A 17009-nucleotide genomic window follows, 5' to 3' on the forward strand; every position below is an offset into this window, starting at 1 on the left:
TCAAAAAAATTCAAAAGTGTTCAATTTCACTCAAACTCATTTCATTATTCTCAAAAAAAAGGAAGACTGCTCGGCAGTCTTCCTTACAATTAGCTATTCCGTTTTACTTCATTCGTTATTTCAAAAGACTCGTTCCATTTAAGCGCACGGTAAAGAGCATCATGATAAAAAAGAAACCAGGCGTTTTGAGATACAGCATCAGAAATCCACTTTTCTTTCGCATAAATGGATGTCATTGGATAATCATCGTATGCAAGTACCCAGAGAGGGTTTTTATGAGCATGAGTCGGCATAAGGTCTGCCATGTGGATGAGATACTCGTCCCCTTCTTTCATCGTGATAATCGCATGCCCATCACTATGTCCACCTGTATGATGCAAATTCAAACCAGGAAGCACTTCATAAGTTTCTTTAAATGTTTGTACTTGATGTTGAATCACTTCCCAGTTCTCTTTCCAATATGTATTTTTCGAACGAATATTAGGTTCTCTCATTTCGTTCCATTCTACTTCTGAGGCATAAATCACGGCATTTGGAAAAGTGGATTTATAACCATCTCCATCTGGTTCCGTTAAGCCACTTGCATGATCGAAATGCAGATGAGTCATAAGAATGATATCAATATCCTTTGCAGATAAGGAGAGTTCTTTAAGAGATGAGTGAATTTCAGACTCCTCTTCGACCCCATAATTTCTTTTCTGCTTGTCGGTTAATTTCCCCTTCCCAATACCTGACTCAATTAAGATATTCTTTCCTTGCCATTGAAGCAAAAGAGGATCTGTTCGAAGCTCGATCTGGTTCTTCTCATTGACAGGGTATTTCTTGCTCCAAAGCGGCTTAGGTACAACGCCAAACATGGCTCCACCGTCCATATGGGTAACACCACCTCTTAGCCACGTTACTGATAGTGTACCTACTTGTAACTGTTCCATGACAAAACCCCTTTCTACAATTATATTTATTTTCTCATTAAAAGAAATCGCTTTCAATAATAATAAAAAAAAAGAGCCGTACGTAACGACTCATGATCGGAATTTGGCTTCACACCGATAAATTCTGCTTCCTTTTGATGAAAATTTCTCCTCGTACTCGGTCATAACATTATCTCTCATATCACTTGCATGCAAATCAAGACTTACTTGATTTAACGTCATGCCATAGGCAGAAAAACTATGAAGAGAGTATTCAAATAACCCCTGGTTATCTGTTTTAAAATGAACTTCACCAGACGGGCTCATCACAATGCGATACAAGTCCAAAAACGTCTTATATGTTAACCTTCTTTTCTCATGGCGATTTTTTGGCCACGGATCAGAAAAGTTTAAATAAATTCGACTCACTTCATTTTCTTCAAAAAGGGATTGAAGATCCTGTGCATTTTCGTTCAATAACCGAACATTCGGCACATCCTCTTCGATTAATTTTTCAAGTGCTGACACCATCACACTCGACGATAACTCTAACCCAATAAAGTTCACATCAGGATTTTGCTTCGCCATGCCAATAATAAACTGACCTTTTCCAGTTCCAACTTCAAGATGAATGGGATGATCATTCCCGAAAACGTCTTTCCAATTCCCTTTCCTTTCAATCGGATTAGATGGAACGAACTGTGGGTTTTCAGCAAACATATCTGCTGCCCACGGCTTATTACGTTGACGCATACTTTCACTTCCTTATTGTCTATTCACCGTAGTCACACAAACGACATTTTACCATGAATTCTTAAGAATAGAAAGATAGGGGGATGGGTAAAAAAGTAGTCAGATTGTTAAAAAGGAAGTGGAGAAAATTCGTCCTAATCAGTTATGATAAAGAGAGAGGAGGGTGAAAAATGGAACATTTCCTTATCATGTGGGCACCTTGGATTGTGATCATTGTTTCCATTGTTGCGCTTTTCGGCTGGGGAGCAAAAGGCGATACAAAGTAATGAAAGTGAATTAAAAACACGGAGAAATCCGTGTTTTTTTCATGCGTTAAACAGCATAATTCCTCCTTACATGTACACGCTATTTAATAGTACAAATAAGGAGGAACACGCATGCCACTCTCACACCGAGAACAGCTTTTTATTCTAGCCGATATCCTTAAAAACCATCACATTGACTGCACAGGCACGTCTTCAGAATGTGAACAAGTTCAGCGTTTGGCAACAGCTTTACAGCAAAATGAAGGTGTTGCCCCAGAAATCAAGCAGGTCCTTAGTCAAATTCAACAATATAGTGCCACTGGAGCAACTAAATCGAATTTATTAAGTCATATTGAAACCCACCAGCCTCATCTAAGCCAGTGGGTTGAAACTATTGATCGGTATCAATGAGTCGATAGTGATTCAAATTTTCCAGGTCTTTTTTCCAAAATTCAACTTCCCCATCTAACCCTTTTAGATCATACCAATAAATAAACAATAGTGTCTGTGCTACCACATACCAATACATGCGGTGGCGCAGGCTTTCTGTATTCTCCAATCCATAATGAGTGAGCCACTCGCCCCACTCTTCTTTAGGAAGGTACCAATATAAGAGCATCCCGATATCTAATGCGGGATCAGCAACAACCGCTCCGTCCCAATCAATCAAGTAAAGATTTCCTTCCTCACTAAACATCCAATTATTATGATTAACATCACAATGACAAACAACCTTCTCTACGTTCTCAAGATCATTCTTATTGGCAGCGAGATAAGAAAGCGCTCGAATGACTTCAACATCTCTGCGATGGTGATTTTCAAACTTTTGTAGTAAATCTTGATAAATAATGTCTGGTGACAAGGGTTTTTTCCCGAGACGATTAAGCATCCTTCGAAGCTCTGAAGAACGATGAATCTTATAAAGCATTTGCGCCACTCGTGGCTGCTTCATTTCATGGGCCTTCAGTTCCCTCCCCGGCAACCACTTTTGGGCTGTAATAACGTCTCCATTCTCAAGTCGCTTGGTCCAGAGAAGTTTCGGTACAATTCCTTCCGCCGACAAAACAGCCAGAAAAGGCGAGGAGTTCCGTTTTAGGAATAATTTCTCGTCTCCATATTGAGCTAAGTATGCTTCGCCTGTCGCTCCGCCAGCAGGCGTCACCTGCCAGCCTTCGCCTAAAATGTTATCCAACAAATTCACCTTCGATTTCCGTTAGTTTGTAGATTCTGGAAGTTTTGCGTTTTTAGCGGTTTGTTCTCCGGACTTAGCTAAAAACCGTCTACGAATAAAAAATTATAACACACGTTGACGAAATCTTCATGTGTTAATCATTTGTTATTAAAATAATTGTGTTAAATGGCGCTACGGAGAGCAATTTTTCCCCCGTTTTTCTGATCGGCTCTACGCTTGCTTCTTCTCCATCTGCAAGAATCCACTTCTCTCCTTCTCCGATATCAATGATATCGTCATGGAATCCACCGTTATGAACGACTATAATGGATTCTGAGGAATGTTCTTGATGGATGCGATAAGCCAAAATTGGACCTGGTGAATCAATAAAAGAAATCCGATTCATCTCGTGTCTTTCAGCCATTCGAAAAGCATCAAAATGGTTTCTAATTGAAATTAACCCTCGAATATACTTGACGTTTCCTTGAACAGCCCTCATTCTCTGCCAATCAAACCGATTAATTTTATCAGGCGATTTATAGCTATCCTCCACTCCATTTTTAGTGCGGAAAAATTCCTGTCCTGCATGAATGAAAGGAATCCCCTGTGAAAGAATAGTGATGGCCGTCGCTAGACGATGCATACGCTGTTTAATATCCTCACTTACTCCTGGATGACTTCGATTTAAGCGATCCCACAGCGTATGGTTATCATGACATTCGACATAATTAATGGACTGAGATGCCGTAATAAATTTATCCTCAACACTCCCCATTATACACTTCTTTACCTCTTCTTTAACTGAAAAGTTTCCATTTGCGAAGCCAGTCGAACGTGTATCAAATAACTTACCTTTGACAGAATCACGAAAATGGTCGTTAAAATAGCCAATCCTAGGGGTTTCACGGGCATTCGCGCTCATCGCTTTTCGATCGTCGGGTAAAATCGTGTTCATATGCCATCCTTCACCAAAAACAAGGATCGTTGGGTCAATACAATCAAGAGCATATCGTACTTCATTCATCGTTTCTTTATCATGAATGCCCATTAAGTCAAAGCGGAAACCGTCAATTCCGTATTCCTTCGCCCAATAAACAACCGAATCAACAATTAGTTTCCTCATCATTTTTCTTTCTGATGCCGTATCGTTCCCAACCCCCGTTCCATTCGAAGGCTTCCCACCATGATCAAATCGAAAATAGTAACCAGGAACAATTTTTTCTAAAGGAGAAGCATGGAGCTGATAGACGTGATTAAAAACGACGTCCATAATAACCCTTAAGCCTTTTTCATGAAGGTTTTGAACCATTTCTTTCACTTCGCGAATACGAGTATATGGTTCATGAGAGTTTAGTGAATAGCTACCTTCAGGCACAAAGTAATGAATCGGATCATATCCCCAATTATAAGACGGAGGAACTTTCGTCTCATCGACACTCCCAAAATCCTGAATAGGAAGAAGTTCGAGATGTGTAACCCCAAGCCATTTGATATAGTTAATTCCTGATGGGATACAATCTTTATCACTCGGTTCTTCTGTAAACGCCTTATACTTCCCTCTATTTGTTAATCCGCTTTTTGCTTGTGCACTAAAGTCTCTCACATGTAATTCATATATGATCGCGTCTGAAGGTTTTGCGAAAGAAGGTTTACTATAAGGATTCCAGTTCTCTGGATTTGTATGAACAGGATTGATTACCATGCCAAACTTACAATTCGAAGTAGCCGCTTTCGCATAAGGATCAATGGTTTCGCGACATTCCCCATTTACATTCACACTGTAAGTATAAAGAGCCCCTTCCGATACTTCAGCTGATGATCCTTCATACACACCGCACTCTTTCTTCAACATAGGCAATTCCTTGATTTTTTGAAACGAATCATTATAGATATTAACAATAACCTCTGTAGCGGTTGGGGCCCAAACTCGAAAGATCGTGCCCTGCTCAGTTAATAGAGAGCCTAATTCTCCATCGTAATAATACCGTTCATCAAACAAATCTGTTCTGACAACTTTGCCTGTATAAACCAGACTGGTCTCTCCAGTAGAATGAAGAAGATAGTAGTTATTACCTGGAATATACTCATGATCGACGTGTAAGGAAATCAGTCTTTTTTTACCCATTTTTGAATTTTCTTTCACTTCAATTGGGATGTCTAAATGGCCATCAGTAAGGGTGTAGGCATCTTTTACATCTAACGAGATATTTGCCATTACCGTAATGGTATGAAATTCATCCCAATAGGCTGTAAAAGCCTGGCTCACTTTGTTATATGCAGAATAATCTCGTATCATCTGAATCCCATCCTTTGCTGAGATGCTTACAACCTTTTTCTTTACCTATCTTATTTATAAAAATGTTTTTTGACCTTTGTTTTATAAAATAATTCAAGAAATCCACTTGAGTAGAATCGGGCCGAGTATCGATACACATAAGGCACATAAACTTAACCCAATTGAGCTAATTGCCGCTTCTCTCTGACCATATTCTAGAGCTTTTGCGGTACCTATTGCATGGGATGCCCCCCCAAAAGCCATTCCCACTCCAAGAAAGTTTGATATGCCAAGGATTTGAAACAACCATGGCCCCGTTACCGCGCCACCAATCCCAGCAATCATCACAAAGATAACAGCAAAAGCGGGCTCTCCTCCGGTCATACTTGCCACTTCCATCGCAACAGGAGTTGTGACATTTTTAGAAATAATGGTCGACACGATCATCTGATTGTATCCACTGACAACGGCTAACCAATATCCCGACAATATGCCTAAAAGGCTTGCTGTTAAGACCGTTGCCAGGATCTCAATTTTAAACTTATTAAGTAATTTTCTTTGCTGGTATAATGGAAAAGCTAATGCAACAATAGCAGGTCCTAGTAAAGCATCGATCCATTTCCCTCCACTGAAGTAGGTGTCATATGAAACATCAAATGACGTTAATACAATAACCAGAACGACTGTACATGTTAATACAGGGATCATGAAAGGATATGGTAGTAATTGATAGAGGCGGCGAAAAACAACGTAAAGTAAGATTGTCATGAATAGCCAAAAAATCATTTGTAGTAGCATCATTTCCCCCACTCCTTTCGATTAGCAAGAAACTGTCCAAGCAGCCCAGTTGTCCCCATTACAATCCACGTACTGAGAAGGACAATTGGAACTAACCAGAGACTCTTACCACTGAAGAAGTCAAGGTGTTGCATAATGCCAACCGTCACTGGCACGAATAATAACGGCAAATGATTCAATAAGGCAGATGATCCTTGAGAAATCCATTGAACCGGAATCCATTTTAAATAAAGCCCAATGAGTAGAAGCAGCATACCCACGACACTCCCAGGCACAGGAAGGGCAAATGTTGTTTGGAGAAATCCCCCCACCAGATAAAAACCAAACAATAGAACAATTTGTAATACAATCAGCATGTATTTATTTAGTTGTGAACTCATAAGTCGCCACACCTTTATACCTTGGGGTTTCGCCGGGTGCTACTTGATACAATGTCACACTCGATACTTCCTGACATTCACAGTTAAGTGTTGGCCAGTTTAGTTGTATTTTTTTAGTAGGGTCGTGCCATTTCTTAGCTAGTGTCACATGAGGGGAATATTCCCTTTCCTTAAGTGAAAATCCTGCCAACTGACAAATTCGGACAATGTCTTCATGGAGCTTATCCAATTGATCGGATCGTTTAACATCAGCATAAAGGACGCGTGGTTGATCTTCTAAACCAAAATAATTTAGTCCTTCAACTTCTAATTTAAAAGGTTCCATGAATTGTGCCATCTTTTGTAATCCTTCTTGTAACTTAGTCAGTTGCTCTTCATCCGCTACACCTAGAAAAGCCACCGTAATATGAAAATCTTCAGGATAAACGATATGCTTGAATAAAGCTAACCGAGTCTTCATCTGAATCTCGAGAAGTGTCTTTCTAAGGTGTGGTTGGATGGGGAGGGCAATAAAGTAATGGGTATTCAACTTGTCCACTCCTTCTATCCTTTTTCTATTCTATCAAACAATCTGAATAATCTAATCTTTTTTCATTCATAAGCTTGATCTTATTACGAAAGATTTATCTTTTGCTATAATGGGGAACAGTATTAGAAAACATTGTCGAAAGGGAAGATTTCCCTACTACTACTTTCTATACTGACCAATAAACTAGGAAAGTTAACCTTACCTTGTATGAAAAGGATGTGCTTACATGATCTACGAAAATATGGCCGACCTTATTGGCGATACGCCTTTACTCAAATTAAATCGAGTTCCTAATCCAGATGGCGCCAAGATATACGCTAAGCTCGAATACTTTAATCCAAGTCGAAGCGTAAAGGACCGCGCGGCGTATAATATGATTGCAAAAGCAGAAGAAGACGGCTTACTTAACGCAGGCTCTACCATCATCGAGCCAACTTCCGGGAATACCGGCATCGGGCTTGCCATGAATGCTGCAGCAAAAGGATATCCAGCTATCATTGTTATGCCTGATAACGCAACACAAGAACGCATTAAGCTTCTAAAGGCCTACGGCGCGAAGGTTGTGCTTACACCATCTTCCGAGAAAATGCCTGGGGCAATCAAAAAAGCCAAAGAAATTGCTGAAACCATTGATAATAGCTTTATCCCAATGCAATTTGAAAATGCCGCTAATCCAGATGCCCATCGAACTTCAACAGCGCTTGAAATAGTAGAAGCCATGAAGCAACTTGGGGTCACTCCAGCCGCCTTTGTTTCCACTGCAGGGACTGGTGGAACTGTTACAGGAACAGGTGAAGTATTAAAAGAACACTTCCCTGATCTTACTGTACACGTTGTGGAACCAGAAGGCTCCCCGGTTCTATCAGGCGGAAAGCCCGGAAAACACAAGCTCGTTGGGACAAGTCCAGGTTTTATACCTGATATTCTGAACACATCGGTGTATGATGAAATTATTCAAATTACGGACGAACAAGCCTATGGAGTGACGCGTAAATTGGCTAGGGAAGAGGGATTGCTTGTAGGTCCATCTTCAGGTGCTGCCGTCTTTGCAGCAATGAAAGTGGCTGAGCGTCTATCGCCTAACCAGGTCGTCGTTACAATGACATGTGATTCTGGTGAACGTTATTTATCAAGTGATTTATTCAGCTCTTTATAAGGGGCCTCGAAAAACAACATAACCTGCTAGAATCCAACTAGTGAGCGCCATGCCAGTACTGGCATGGCGCTCACTCATTTATTTTGCAAGCTCATAGATCGCTTCCGCATAAATCGCTGCCGCTCGCAACAAATCATCGATCTCCACATACTCATCTTTTTGATGGGCTAACTGGGGCTTCCCTTCAAAAAGCGCACCGAATGCCACTCCAGCTTGTAAAGAACGTGCATACGTTCCTCCGCCTATTGACAGAAGCTTAGCTGGTTCGCCAGTTTGCTTCTCATAAACCTGTTGAAGTTTTTGAATTAATTCATGATCCTGTGGCACATGATGTGGCGTCATATGATCGATCATTTCCATTTTCACTGACATTGGAGCGGTTACCTTTTCAAACGTCTGCTTCACAGCATCAAAGTCACATGTGACAGGATAGCGAAGATTCATACCAACTTTACCCTGCTGATTCGCTTTGTACTCAAAAGTACCTGCATTCATGGTCAGCGCTCCAGTAAAGTGATCTCTGTAAGAAATCCCCAATCGATCTCCGGTGAAATCATCCATTAGCCATTTTGTGATAAAGCTAATATAAGCGTCTCCACTTTGATCGAGAATCAATTCACCCAAAAATTCAGCTAAACGAAATGCAGCATTCACGCCTTCATGAGGAACTGAACCATGAACCGATACTCCATGGATTTCTAAGGTTAAGTGCTTATCCAGCGTCGCTTTCCCTTTAAGATCTTTATCATTTAAAAATAGCTCGAATTCCTTTTTGACGTCAAGTAATTGGTCTTCACTACTTTGACATTCTGCTACCGCATAATCTGGCACCATATTCAACCGCTGACCAGAATGGAAAGAGTGGAGAATGAACGGTGCCTTTTTTTCTTCGTTTACAGGAAAAATCCACTCAAAGTCCGCAATTCCTTTTTCGGCATGGATAATTGGAAACACGGCATCAGGGGCAAAACCCATTGTTGGCATTTCTTCATGCTTAAAATACGAATCGACACATCGCCATGAGCTTTCTTCATCCGTACCAACGATCAGTCGAACCCTTTTTGATAGATCAGGATAAAGTTCCTTCACAATATTCATGGCCCAGTATGCCGCAATCGTTGGCCCTTTATCATCAATTGCTCCTCTAGCAAATATCTTTCCATCTCGGATCTCCGGCGTAAAAGGGGGTGACGACCAGCCTTTACCTGCTGGTACAACATCAACATGACATAAAATACCGATTACGTCTTCGCCTTGTCCGAACTCTAAATGGCCTGCTACCTGTTCAACATTTTTTGTTTCATACCCATCACGGTTTCCTAAACCAAGCATATAATCAAGTGCCTCTTTCACTTTAGGACCAAACGGAGCATCTTTCGTACTATTCTCTTCATCTAAAACACTCTCAATACGCAAAAGGCCTTTTAAGTCTTCGATTAACGATTCTTTTCGATTGAGTACTTCTTCCTTCCAGTTCACTTCACTCACTTTATTTCACTCCTTTTATTCCTTCATATACGGCTTGATCACAAATCACAAATAGCTTAGCATTTGCAGGTATCGTTTCATCTAAGCGCCGATTAATATCCATCCGATTTCCGTCAGCTATAAGTGTCGCCCCTTGTTGTAGTAGTGCATGAAAAGCATCTCGATATGTATTCCACTCTTGCTGTACGCCAATTTCATATAAATTCTCTCCGTGCCCCCTGCTCAATAGCTGTGAATACACTCCTGATATTCCCTTTGTAAAAGCAGACCTAACTGCCATTCGAGAAACTGCTTCATGTGAAAGAACAAACTCATCAACCTGAACATGTGTGAAATTCTTTATATGCTCTTCTTTCATCACCTCTACCGTTGTGTGAATATCTACTGAAAGTCTTTCAATTGAGCTAGCAATGATCAGTGACTTTCCATCTGCGAGAAGCGCATCGTGAATCGCATCATCAGAGAAGATAAGCACAGCTTTCGCTTTCATAATATCAGCTTTTTTCAACGTTGCTTCTTCTGCAGCATCCCCCTGGATATAATGAATATTCTCTTCGATTATTGGTGCTTTTGCTAAATTGTCAATAATGACAATCTCGCATTGATCTGAATCCATAATTTCTGATACCGCATAGGCAGCTTTTTGTGACCATCCTATAATAATGATATGATCGTGACCTTGATAAGGCATTTTCCCTTCCTCCTTTCGCTTCTTGATTTCTGAAAACCCATCAACAAACTTACCAATAACAACACCAATCAACCCAATTCCAACAATATAAAGGAACATTGCATAGATTCTTCCTGCTATCGTGATCGGGAAGTAATCTCCATAACCTACTGTCGTAACGGTGGTCATCACCCACCAGAGTGAATCAAACAGAGTTGGAAACGTCTCTGGCTCTAGGAAACGCATGACCAGGGTACTAACCAAAATAAGAATGAACGCTACAACTAACATAAATCGATTGTTTAATTTAATGGCATTTTTAAGAATGATACGAAAAAGCATAGGAATCCCCCTCCCTCTATCTAATCGTACTATAAGAATAGCAAAGGAATGTTTGTTAAGGAAGAATGAGCCAAAAGAAATGAAATTTTTTGCCGAAATAACAGAATTATTGTAAAATAAACTTTAAAGAGGGGGTGTACGTTGGCCCATAAAAGGGAAATGGCAGTAGGAGTGGAATTAAATAATAATGCCAATCAATCGCTTATCTTATGAAAGTGGTATAACCTATTCGTCAATACACCAAGTTGGGAAACCCAACACATCCAGAAATCACTTCCAGTCTTAATCGGAGCACTCAGCCAAACTTTCATGAAAAAATTGAAGGAAATGCTTGAAATTAAGTATATCTTAACGTTTTCTTCATATGGTTTTAATAGTCATTAATTATGCTAGGGATAAGGCATTGATTACATGTTAGGGAGTGGTTCTTTGAGTATTACTTCAACTGATCGTATGATGACCCGTATCAAGTCTATCTATTTATTTATTAGCAAGCATGGTACTGTCAGCACAAATGAGTTAGTTGAAGAGTTTGGGATTACCCAGCGAACAGTTCAAAGAGATTTGAATGTACTGGCCTATAATGAATTAGTCAAAAGCCCAAACCGAGGATTCTGGACAATCACAAGCAAGAGAGTTAAAGTTGGATAACACAAATAGATTTACCTGTATTTACGGGCTTTTCGTCTAAATTAATCTGACGAAAGCCTTTTTAATTTAGACGCTTGTCATATTTAATTACATGTTCATAGTAAAAGCCCTGCTTTAAAGCAGGGCTTTTATCCATTACGTTGATTTTAAGGAGTGATGATAGTCTTTTGGAACAATCACTTTATCGTGCTGATATTTTACTGTATTATCAACTTTTAAAAACGGCTGCTCGCTAGAAAGAAAATCAGATAAAAATCCTTCTGAAAGCTCAAAGCCCTCGATTCTTCCATCGGGATGAAGCACAACCTCCTTCACCTTACCAAGCTCTTCTCCATCTTCCGTTAATACTTCAGCTTTTATTAACGATCGATAAGAACATTGATCTGCTAAAACAGATGTGTGAACGTCTTCCACATTTTCTCCAAGCCTGAATCCATCTTTATACCAATTCAACTGAGCATATGAAACAATCATCATCCCGTTTGCTTCTTGTTCTTTTCGATCATCATCTGTCACTGGATAATTATCTGGTGTAAACTGTCCCCCAGATGCTTGTATCGAATGAAGCATCTCGCCCGCATGGTGATCAGGAATAGCATCTTTCTTATTAGATACCTCTTTTTTTTCAATTTCTATGAATGTTGCTTGACGAAGCTCTTGATCAAAGTAAACCTGTTTCACATTAAATTCAGCCGTTGATTCATTTTCCAACTTTTGACCGTGCATTTCTTTTCCAACCTTAATCATGAAAATCCTCTCCTTCGCAACTGACTACTCATGCTATTCCCCAGGTCAGTGAAAAGGAAACAATGGATCACTTATGGAGGATCGTTACTTCTTCTTCTGTTAATTCTCGGTATTCTCCAGGCTCCAAGTCTCGATCAAGATGAATATCTCCCATTTGAATTCGTTGTAAATAGATGACTTTCTTACCTACAGCTTCAAACATCCGCTTCACTTGATGAAACTTCCCTTCGTGAATCGTTAGCTCAATTTCTGATTCTTCACCAGCATGTAAAATGGCTAATTCACCTGGTTTTGTTTCGTAACCATCATCAAGCGTAACCCCTTTCTCAAAAGAACGAACATCTTCTTCGGTCACGACACCCTTAATTCGTGCAAAGTAGGTTTTAGGCACATGATGCTTTGGTGACGTTAAATGATGGGCAAGCTTTCCGTCATTTGTAATAATAAGTAGCCCTTCAGTATCTTTGTCTAAGCGACCTACCGGAAACGGCTCAAACACCTGATCCTCCGGAATAAGAATATCAATAACAGTCTCTTCTTCATCTTCCGTGGCTGAAATGACACCAGCTGGTTTATTCATCATGAGATAAATGAATTCCCGATATTCGACTGTCTCCTCATATACCGTTACATGATTAGCTTCTGGATCAACGTGCTGCTTTGCATCCTTGGTCACTTCTTCATCCACACGAACGACACCCGTTTTTAAAAGTTTTTTTACTTCTTTTCTTGTCCCGTAACCCATATTTGCTAACAATTTATCTAAACGCATTTCCATCTCTCCTTTTCCATATTTTTTCCACTATTTATTTGTTTTTTTAGCATACTTTTTGATTCGTAAGGGTATGTAAACGTTAAATGCCAAAATGCACGTTTGGAGTGAATCAAATGACTGTGAAAGTTGGACTTTTAGCAACAGCACGCAAGAAGAGCACGAAATCTGCACCTGTAACAGAGTTTTACCAAAGTCCGTTATTTCAAAAAACGCTTGAATACGCGTCCCAACATTATGATCGCATGTATTTCTATAATGCCAAAGATGGACTTTTATTACCAGAAGACATCATGGACCCGTATGATGTATCGATTAAAACATTCTCCCATCACCAACGAGAAGAGTGGGCGCAAAAAGTCATTGAGCAATTCTCTCGATATGAAACGTCTACAGATATTCTCGTTTGTTTGCACGGAGGCTCCGTCTATCGCAAACATCTTGAGCCTCAGCTAAACCGATTCGATTATGTGTATGAAGTGCCTTTAAAAGGACTTGGAATCGGAGAACAACTGAGTTGGTATCAGAAAAACTCAGTATAACACGGGATAGAAGCCCAGCAACACTGCCCAACCTTTACATACACTATCAAGTACCTATTAAAGGAGGCGTTTTGTGTGTATGATCGGCAACAAGGGCAGCAGTATCAACTATATCCAGGGTTTCCCGGATACCCTGGACAGCCGGAGTACCCCGGACAACCAGGATACCCTGGAAATATTGAACAACAGCTCAGACAAATTGAGCAGGAGCTAAGACGGCAAGATCGGAGAATCACAAGAATTGAAAGACAAATTGGGATACGCGATGAGGATTACGGCTATTAATTATCGCTACTCCCTCACAAAAAATGAAGGCCCCACGGGGGCCTTCATTTTTTTAACGTCTTTTAAGAAATGAAAATCGTTCGCCTAAGATTAATCCTGCAAGATTGGATCGGTACGATAGCCAAAGAAAAACGATTCCTCCTACCGTTATGCCAATTAGTAAGTTAATAATGGAGTACAGCATACTCCCACCTTCACTTTTAGAGAGATATAAATTTGGCATAACCGACTCTAATGGAAGAATAGCCAATTTAGAAGCAACTGCCATCACCGCTACAAATATCCCAATGAGTAGCAATCTTCTTACCAGGAATCCAAACTCGTAATCTGTATATTTCTTAATCACAACAATTGTCACGATTACAGAGGTTAACAAGCCAACATTTGTAGCCAGAACCGATCCTTTTCCCTCAAATATTGTGACGAATGGGTAAGTTAATCCAGCTTTAAGTGCAAGCCCAGCGAGTAGACTATAAACGGCATATTTCTGTTTATTGATTCCTTGTAAGATCGCAGCCGTTACAGAAAATAGGGCAAATAAGATAGCCGTTGGAGCATACCACATCAACAGCCAACTACCAAGCTCTTGATTTACTGTTGGGTAAAGCACCCTGAAAATTGGCTCAGATAAAACAGCTAGCCCGATTGCAGCAGGCGTCGTTAAGAACAATAAGATCTGGAATGTTTGGGTCAGCTGATTTTGCAATGCTCCCTCACGATTTGCCGTAAAAGATTTTGTAATAGCCGGGATAATCGTCATTGAAAGAGCAGTAGCAAGCGAAACAGGAATCATGATTAATTTATGAGCAAGTCCGGTTATAATCGCAAACACTTCTTCATAAGCAGGTTTATCGTACCCGATACTTTTTAATGCTGGATTAATGAGCAACGTATCAATTTGCAAATACAGAGGTATTGCTAAACCAACAACAACAAACGGAAGAGCATACGTAATAATTTCTTTATACATGTCCTTTAAGGATACGTTATGATCTACCGTGCTTTCAGCAAGGTGACGATCTAGCGTCGGCTTACGCTTTCGGTAATACCAGAAGACAACAAGCAATCCTCCAACTGCCCCAACAAATGCGCCAAAAGTGGCATATGTAGCGGCTGTAGCTGCATCGCCGTCCATGAATTTAATGATAATAACACTTGAAGCCAGGATAAATACGATTCTAAAAATTTGTTCAACAACTTGGGATACTGCGGTTGGCCCCATTGATTGAAGCCCCTGGAAAAATCCGCGCGTTAAACTCATGATGGGTACAATTAATAGCGCCATACTCACCACACGGATGACCAATGTGACATCCGCAATTGTATTCCCTTCTTTCCCCTCATCAATGACAATACGAGCAATTGGCTCAGCTAATAGAAAAAGCGCTAAGAATGCAACAAATCCAGTCAGCGACATTAAAAGAAGACCCGATTTAAAAAGTCTTCTTCCGGTTCGATAATCCCCCAGCGTATGATACTTCGACACGAACTTTGAAACAGCTAGTGGAATTCCAACCGTAGATAGGCTGAGCATAATGGTATACGGAGTATACGCGTATGTGTAAAGGGCAACACCTTGTGTACCAACAAGAGCTGTAAAAGGAAACATATAAATCATACCAATTATTCTAGAAAAAAGGGTTGCAGCTGACAGCAACATTGTCCCTCTAATCACATTTGAATCAGACATTTCTCCATCTCCTACTTCTAACCATTCAACTAAATCCATTCGTCATCTATCAACATTTTTCAACAGTTCTATAAATACACTTCTCCATTTTAAGCTATTTAGCTAGTAACAACAAATATAAATTTTTATGAAACTTTATTAAGAGGAGTGAATTGTGGTATGTTTGTGTGTAGCAAAATGAGAGAGGTGTAAGTATGAACTACGATGTCATTGTGATTGGCGGAGGTCCGTCTGGACTCATGGCGTCTGTATCAGCAGCGGAACATGGAGCAAAAGTGCTTCTTGTTGATAAAGGAAATAAGCTCGGGCGAAAACTAGCGATTTCTGGAGGCGGTCGTTGTAACGTGACAAACCGACTTCCACTTGATGAATTGATTAAATTCATTCCAGGTAACGGAAAATTCTTATACAGTGCGTTCAATATTTTTAATAACGAAGACATTATTGCATTTTTTGAAGATCTTGGCATTCAATTAAAAGAAGAAGACCATGGTAGAATGTTCCCTGTTACCGACGATGCAAAATCAGTTGTCAATGCGCTACTCGATAAAGTGCGACGATTAAACGTAACGATACAAGTAAACACACCCGTTGACAAGGTTCTATACAAAGATGGTGCTGTTTCAGGAGTAAGGCTTAAAACAAAAGAAGAAATATACTCCTCCAATGTGATTATTGCTGTAGGGGGGAAGTCTGTCCCTCATACAGGTTCAACTGGGGATGGTTATGCATGGGCGGAAGAAGGCGGTCATACGATTACTGACCTATACCCCACTGAAGTCCCTCTGACTTCTAGTGAAGCTTTTATTAAAAACAAGGAACTTCAAGGCTTGTCCCTTCGAGATGTAGCGCTATCTGTTCTCAATCCGAAAGGCAAAGTTATTAAAACACATCGTTGGGATATGATTTTCACACATATCGGGCTTTCTGGCCCCGCAGTGCTTCGCTGCAGTCAATATGTTGTCAAAGCAATGAAAAAATTCAACGCGCAGTACATTCCTTTGCAAATCGATGCAGCACCGGATCAAAACGAAGAAGATTTATTTCGGGAACATATGAAACTCTCAAAAGATGAGCCTAAAAAAGCGATAAAAAACATTTGGAAAAGTAAAGTCCCAGAACGATACATGCTTTTCTTATTAAATAAGGCAGACATTTCACCTGACACTACGTATGCTCACTTATCAAAAGAGAAAGTACGTGAATACGTCCGATTATTAAAGCAATTTCAAGTAGCAATCGATGGTACGCTCCCCATTGATAAAGCTTTCGTAACGGGCGGGGGCGTCTCATTAAAAGAAATCCATCCGAAAGAAATGGCTTCAAAATTCACAACAGGTCTTTACTTCTGTGGAGAAGTTCTCGACATTCACGGGTATACCGGCGGTTACAACATCACATCCGCCTTTGTAACAGGGTATACAGCAGGAAAAAGCGCTGCTGAAAGAATAGGAGCTACTACTACTTAAAGTAAACCGCATTTGTGAAGTATCCACGACATGAGAGGGGGCGTCCTATGGACGCCCCCTCTCTCTCTTTAACGCTTATTACTATTTATAACCCCCTGACGAAGGTTCTATGCCCCTCCCGTACGACCGGCATGA

Annotated in this window: 19 protein-coding genes; 7 read left to right on the forward strand and 12 right to left on the reverse strand. The window is 40.3% G+C overall.

Annotated elements, in window-relative coordinates:
* Positions 1-89 precede the first annotated feature (89 nt).
* Positions 90-932, reverse strand: coding sequence for a YtnP family quorum-quenching lactonase (locus PQ511_RS06615; RefSeq protein ID WP_273851104.1), 843 nt, complete (start codon positions 930-932; stop codon positions 90-92).
* 90 nt (positions 933-1022) lie between these two features.
* Positions 1023-1664 (reverse strand): tRNA (guanosine(46)-N7)-methyltransferase TrmB, encoded by a 642-nt coding sequence (gene trmB, locus PQ511_RS06620; RefSeq protein ID WP_273851105.1) that lies wholly within the window; start codon positions 1662-1664, stop codon positions 1023-1025.
* Positions 1665-1834: 170 nt separating this feature from the next.
* On the opposite strand from trmB, the gene cydS reads away from it, so the two are divergent.
* Positions 1835-1930 (forward strand): cytochrome bd oxidase small subunit CydS family protein, encoded by a 96-nt coding sequence (gene cydS / locus PQ511_RS23705; protein WP_373560766.1) that lies wholly within the window; start codon positions 1835-1837, stop codon positions 1928-1930.
* 111 nt (positions 1931-2041) lie between these two features.
* Entirely contained in the window at positions 2042-2320 is a 279-nt protein-coding gene (locus PQ511_RS06625; protein ID WP_273851106.1) for a YtzH-like family protein, read from the forward strand.
* Here PQ511_RS06625 and PQ511_RS06630 read toward each other — a convergent pair.
* The 5 genes from PQ511_RS06630 to thpR all read right to left on the reverse strand — a co-directional run bounded on the left by PQ511_RS06630 (position 2301) and on the right by thpR (position 7062).
* The gene (locus PQ511_RS06630) at positions 2301-3110 is read right to left on the reverse strand and encodes a phosphotransferase family protein (RefSeq protein ID WP_273851107.1); all 810 of its coding nucleotides are present in this window, start codon (positions 3108-3110) and stop codon (positions 2301-2303) included. The two genes, PQ511_RS06625 and PQ511_RS06630, sit on opposite strands and share 20 nt — an antisense overlap.
* 124 nt (positions 3111-3234) lie before the next feature.
* Positions 3235-5376: a type I pullulanase gene (pulA, locus tag PQ511_RS06635; protein ID WP_273851108.1), complete on the reverse strand. Its 2142-nt coding sequence runs from the start codon at positions 5374-5376 to the stop codon at positions 3235-3237.
* A 93-nt stretch (positions 5377-5469) separates the two neighbouring features.
* Positions 5470-6156: an LrgB family protein gene (locus PQ511_RS06640; protein ID WP_273851109.1), complete on the reverse strand. Its 687-nt coding sequence runs from the start codon at positions 6154-6156 to the stop codon at positions 5470-5472.
* On the reverse strand, positions 6153-6533 hold the full coding sequence (locus PQ511_RS06645; RefSeq protein WP_273851110.1) for a CidA/LrgA family protein: 381 nt from the start codon (positions 6531-6533) through the stop codon (positions 6153-6155). The genes PQ511_RS06640 and PQ511_RS06645 overlap by 4 nt, the downstream gene beginning before the upstream one ends.
* The gene (thpR, locus tag PQ511_RS06650; RefSeq protein WP_273851111.1) at positions 6514-7062 is read right to left on the reverse strand and encodes an RNA 2',3'-cyclic phosphodiesterase; all 549 of its coding nucleotides are present in this window, start codon (positions 7060-7062) and stop codon (positions 6514-6516) included. Before thpR ends, PQ511_RS06645 begins: the two co-directional genes overlap by 20 nt.
* A gap of 226 nt (positions 7063-7288) precedes the next feature.
* Between thpR and cysK the strand changes: the two genes are divergently transcribed.
* Complete coding sequence (cysK, locus tag PQ511_RS06655; RefSeq protein ID WP_273851112.1) at positions 7289-8218, forward strand: cysteine synthase A; 930 nt, start codon at positions 7289-7291, stop codon at positions 8216-8218.
* Positions 8219-8296: 78 nt separating this feature from the next.
* On the opposite strand, the gene pepV is transcribed toward cysK, so the two are convergent.
* Positions 8297-9706, reverse strand: a complete 1410-nt coding sequence (gene pepV, locus PQ511_RS06660; protein ID WP_273851113.1) for a dipeptidase PepV — start codon at positions 9704-9706, stop codon at positions 8297-8299.
* Position 9707: 1 nt separating this feature from the next.
* Positions 9708-10757: a potassium channel family protein gene (locus PQ511_RS06665; protein WP_337957747.1), complete on the reverse strand. Its 1050-nt coding sequence runs from the start codon at positions 10755-10757 to the stop codon at positions 9708-9710.
* A 372-nt stretch (positions 10758-11129) separates the two neighbouring features.
* Here PQ511_RS06665 and PQ511_RS06670 point away from each other — a divergent pair, with 372 nt between their 5' ends.
* Positions 11130-11369 carry a DeoR family transcriptional regulator gene (locus tag PQ511_RS06670; protein WP_098444594.1) on the forward strand — a complete coding sequence of 80 codons (240 nt, stop codon included), beginning with the start codon at positions 11130-11132 and terminating at the stop codon, positions 11367-11369.
* A 135-nt stretch (positions 11370-11504) separates the two neighbouring features.
* On the opposite strand, the gene PQ511_RS06675 is transcribed toward PQ511_RS06670, so the two are convergent.
* A complete protein-coding gene (locus tag PQ511_RS06675) occupies positions 11505-12116 on the reverse strand; it encodes a PRC-barrel domain-containing protein (protein ID WP_273851115.1) in 612 nt (203 codons plus the stop codon).
* A gap of 67 nt (positions 12117-12183) precedes the next feature.
* The gene (locus tag PQ511_RS06680) at positions 12184-12888 is read right to left on the reverse strand and encodes a pseudouridine synthase (RefSeq protein WP_273851116.1); all 705 of its coding nucleotides are present in this window, start codon (positions 12886-12888) and stop codon (positions 12184-12186) included.
* 116 nt (positions 12889-13004) lie between these two features.
* On the opposite strand from PQ511_RS06680, the gene PQ511_RS06685 reads away from it, so the two are divergent.
* A complete protein-coding gene (locus PQ511_RS06685; protein ID WP_273851117.1) occupies positions 13005-13430 on the forward strand; it encodes a DUF6884 domain-containing protein in 426 nt (141 codons plus the stop codon).
* A gap of 75 nt (positions 13431-13505) precedes the next feature.
* The gene (locus PQ511_RS06690) at positions 13506-13715 is read left to right on the forward strand and encodes a hypothetical protein (protein ID WP_273851118.1); all 210 of its coding nucleotides are present in this window, start codon (positions 13506-13508) and stop codon (positions 13713-13715) included.
* Positions 13716-13767: 52 nt separating this feature from the next.
* Here the strand turns inward: PQ511_RS06690 and PQ511_RS06695 are convergent, their stop codons facing one another.
* Complete coding sequence (locus tag PQ511_RS06695; RefSeq protein WP_273851119.1) at positions 13768-15405, reverse strand: putative polysaccharide biosynthesis protein; 1638 nt, start codon at positions 15403-15405, stop codon at positions 13768-13770.
* Positions 15406-15599: 194 nt separating this feature from the next.
* Between PQ511_RS06695 and PQ511_RS06700 the strand changes: the two genes are divergently transcribed.
* Positions 15600-16874 carry a BaiN/RdsA family NAD(P)/FAD-dependent oxidoreductase gene (locus PQ511_RS06700; protein ID WP_273851120.1) on the forward strand — a complete coding sequence of 425 codons (1275 nt, stop codon included), beginning with the start codon at positions 15600-15602 and terminating at the stop codon, positions 16872-16874.
* The last annotated feature ends 135 nt before the right edge of the window (positions 16875-17009 follow it).

It is taken from the genome of Guptibacillus spartinae, from assembly GCF_028610625.1.
Classification (GTDB): Bacteria; Bacillota; Bacilli; order Bacillales; family Guptibacillaceae; genus Guptibacillus; species Guptibacillus spartinae.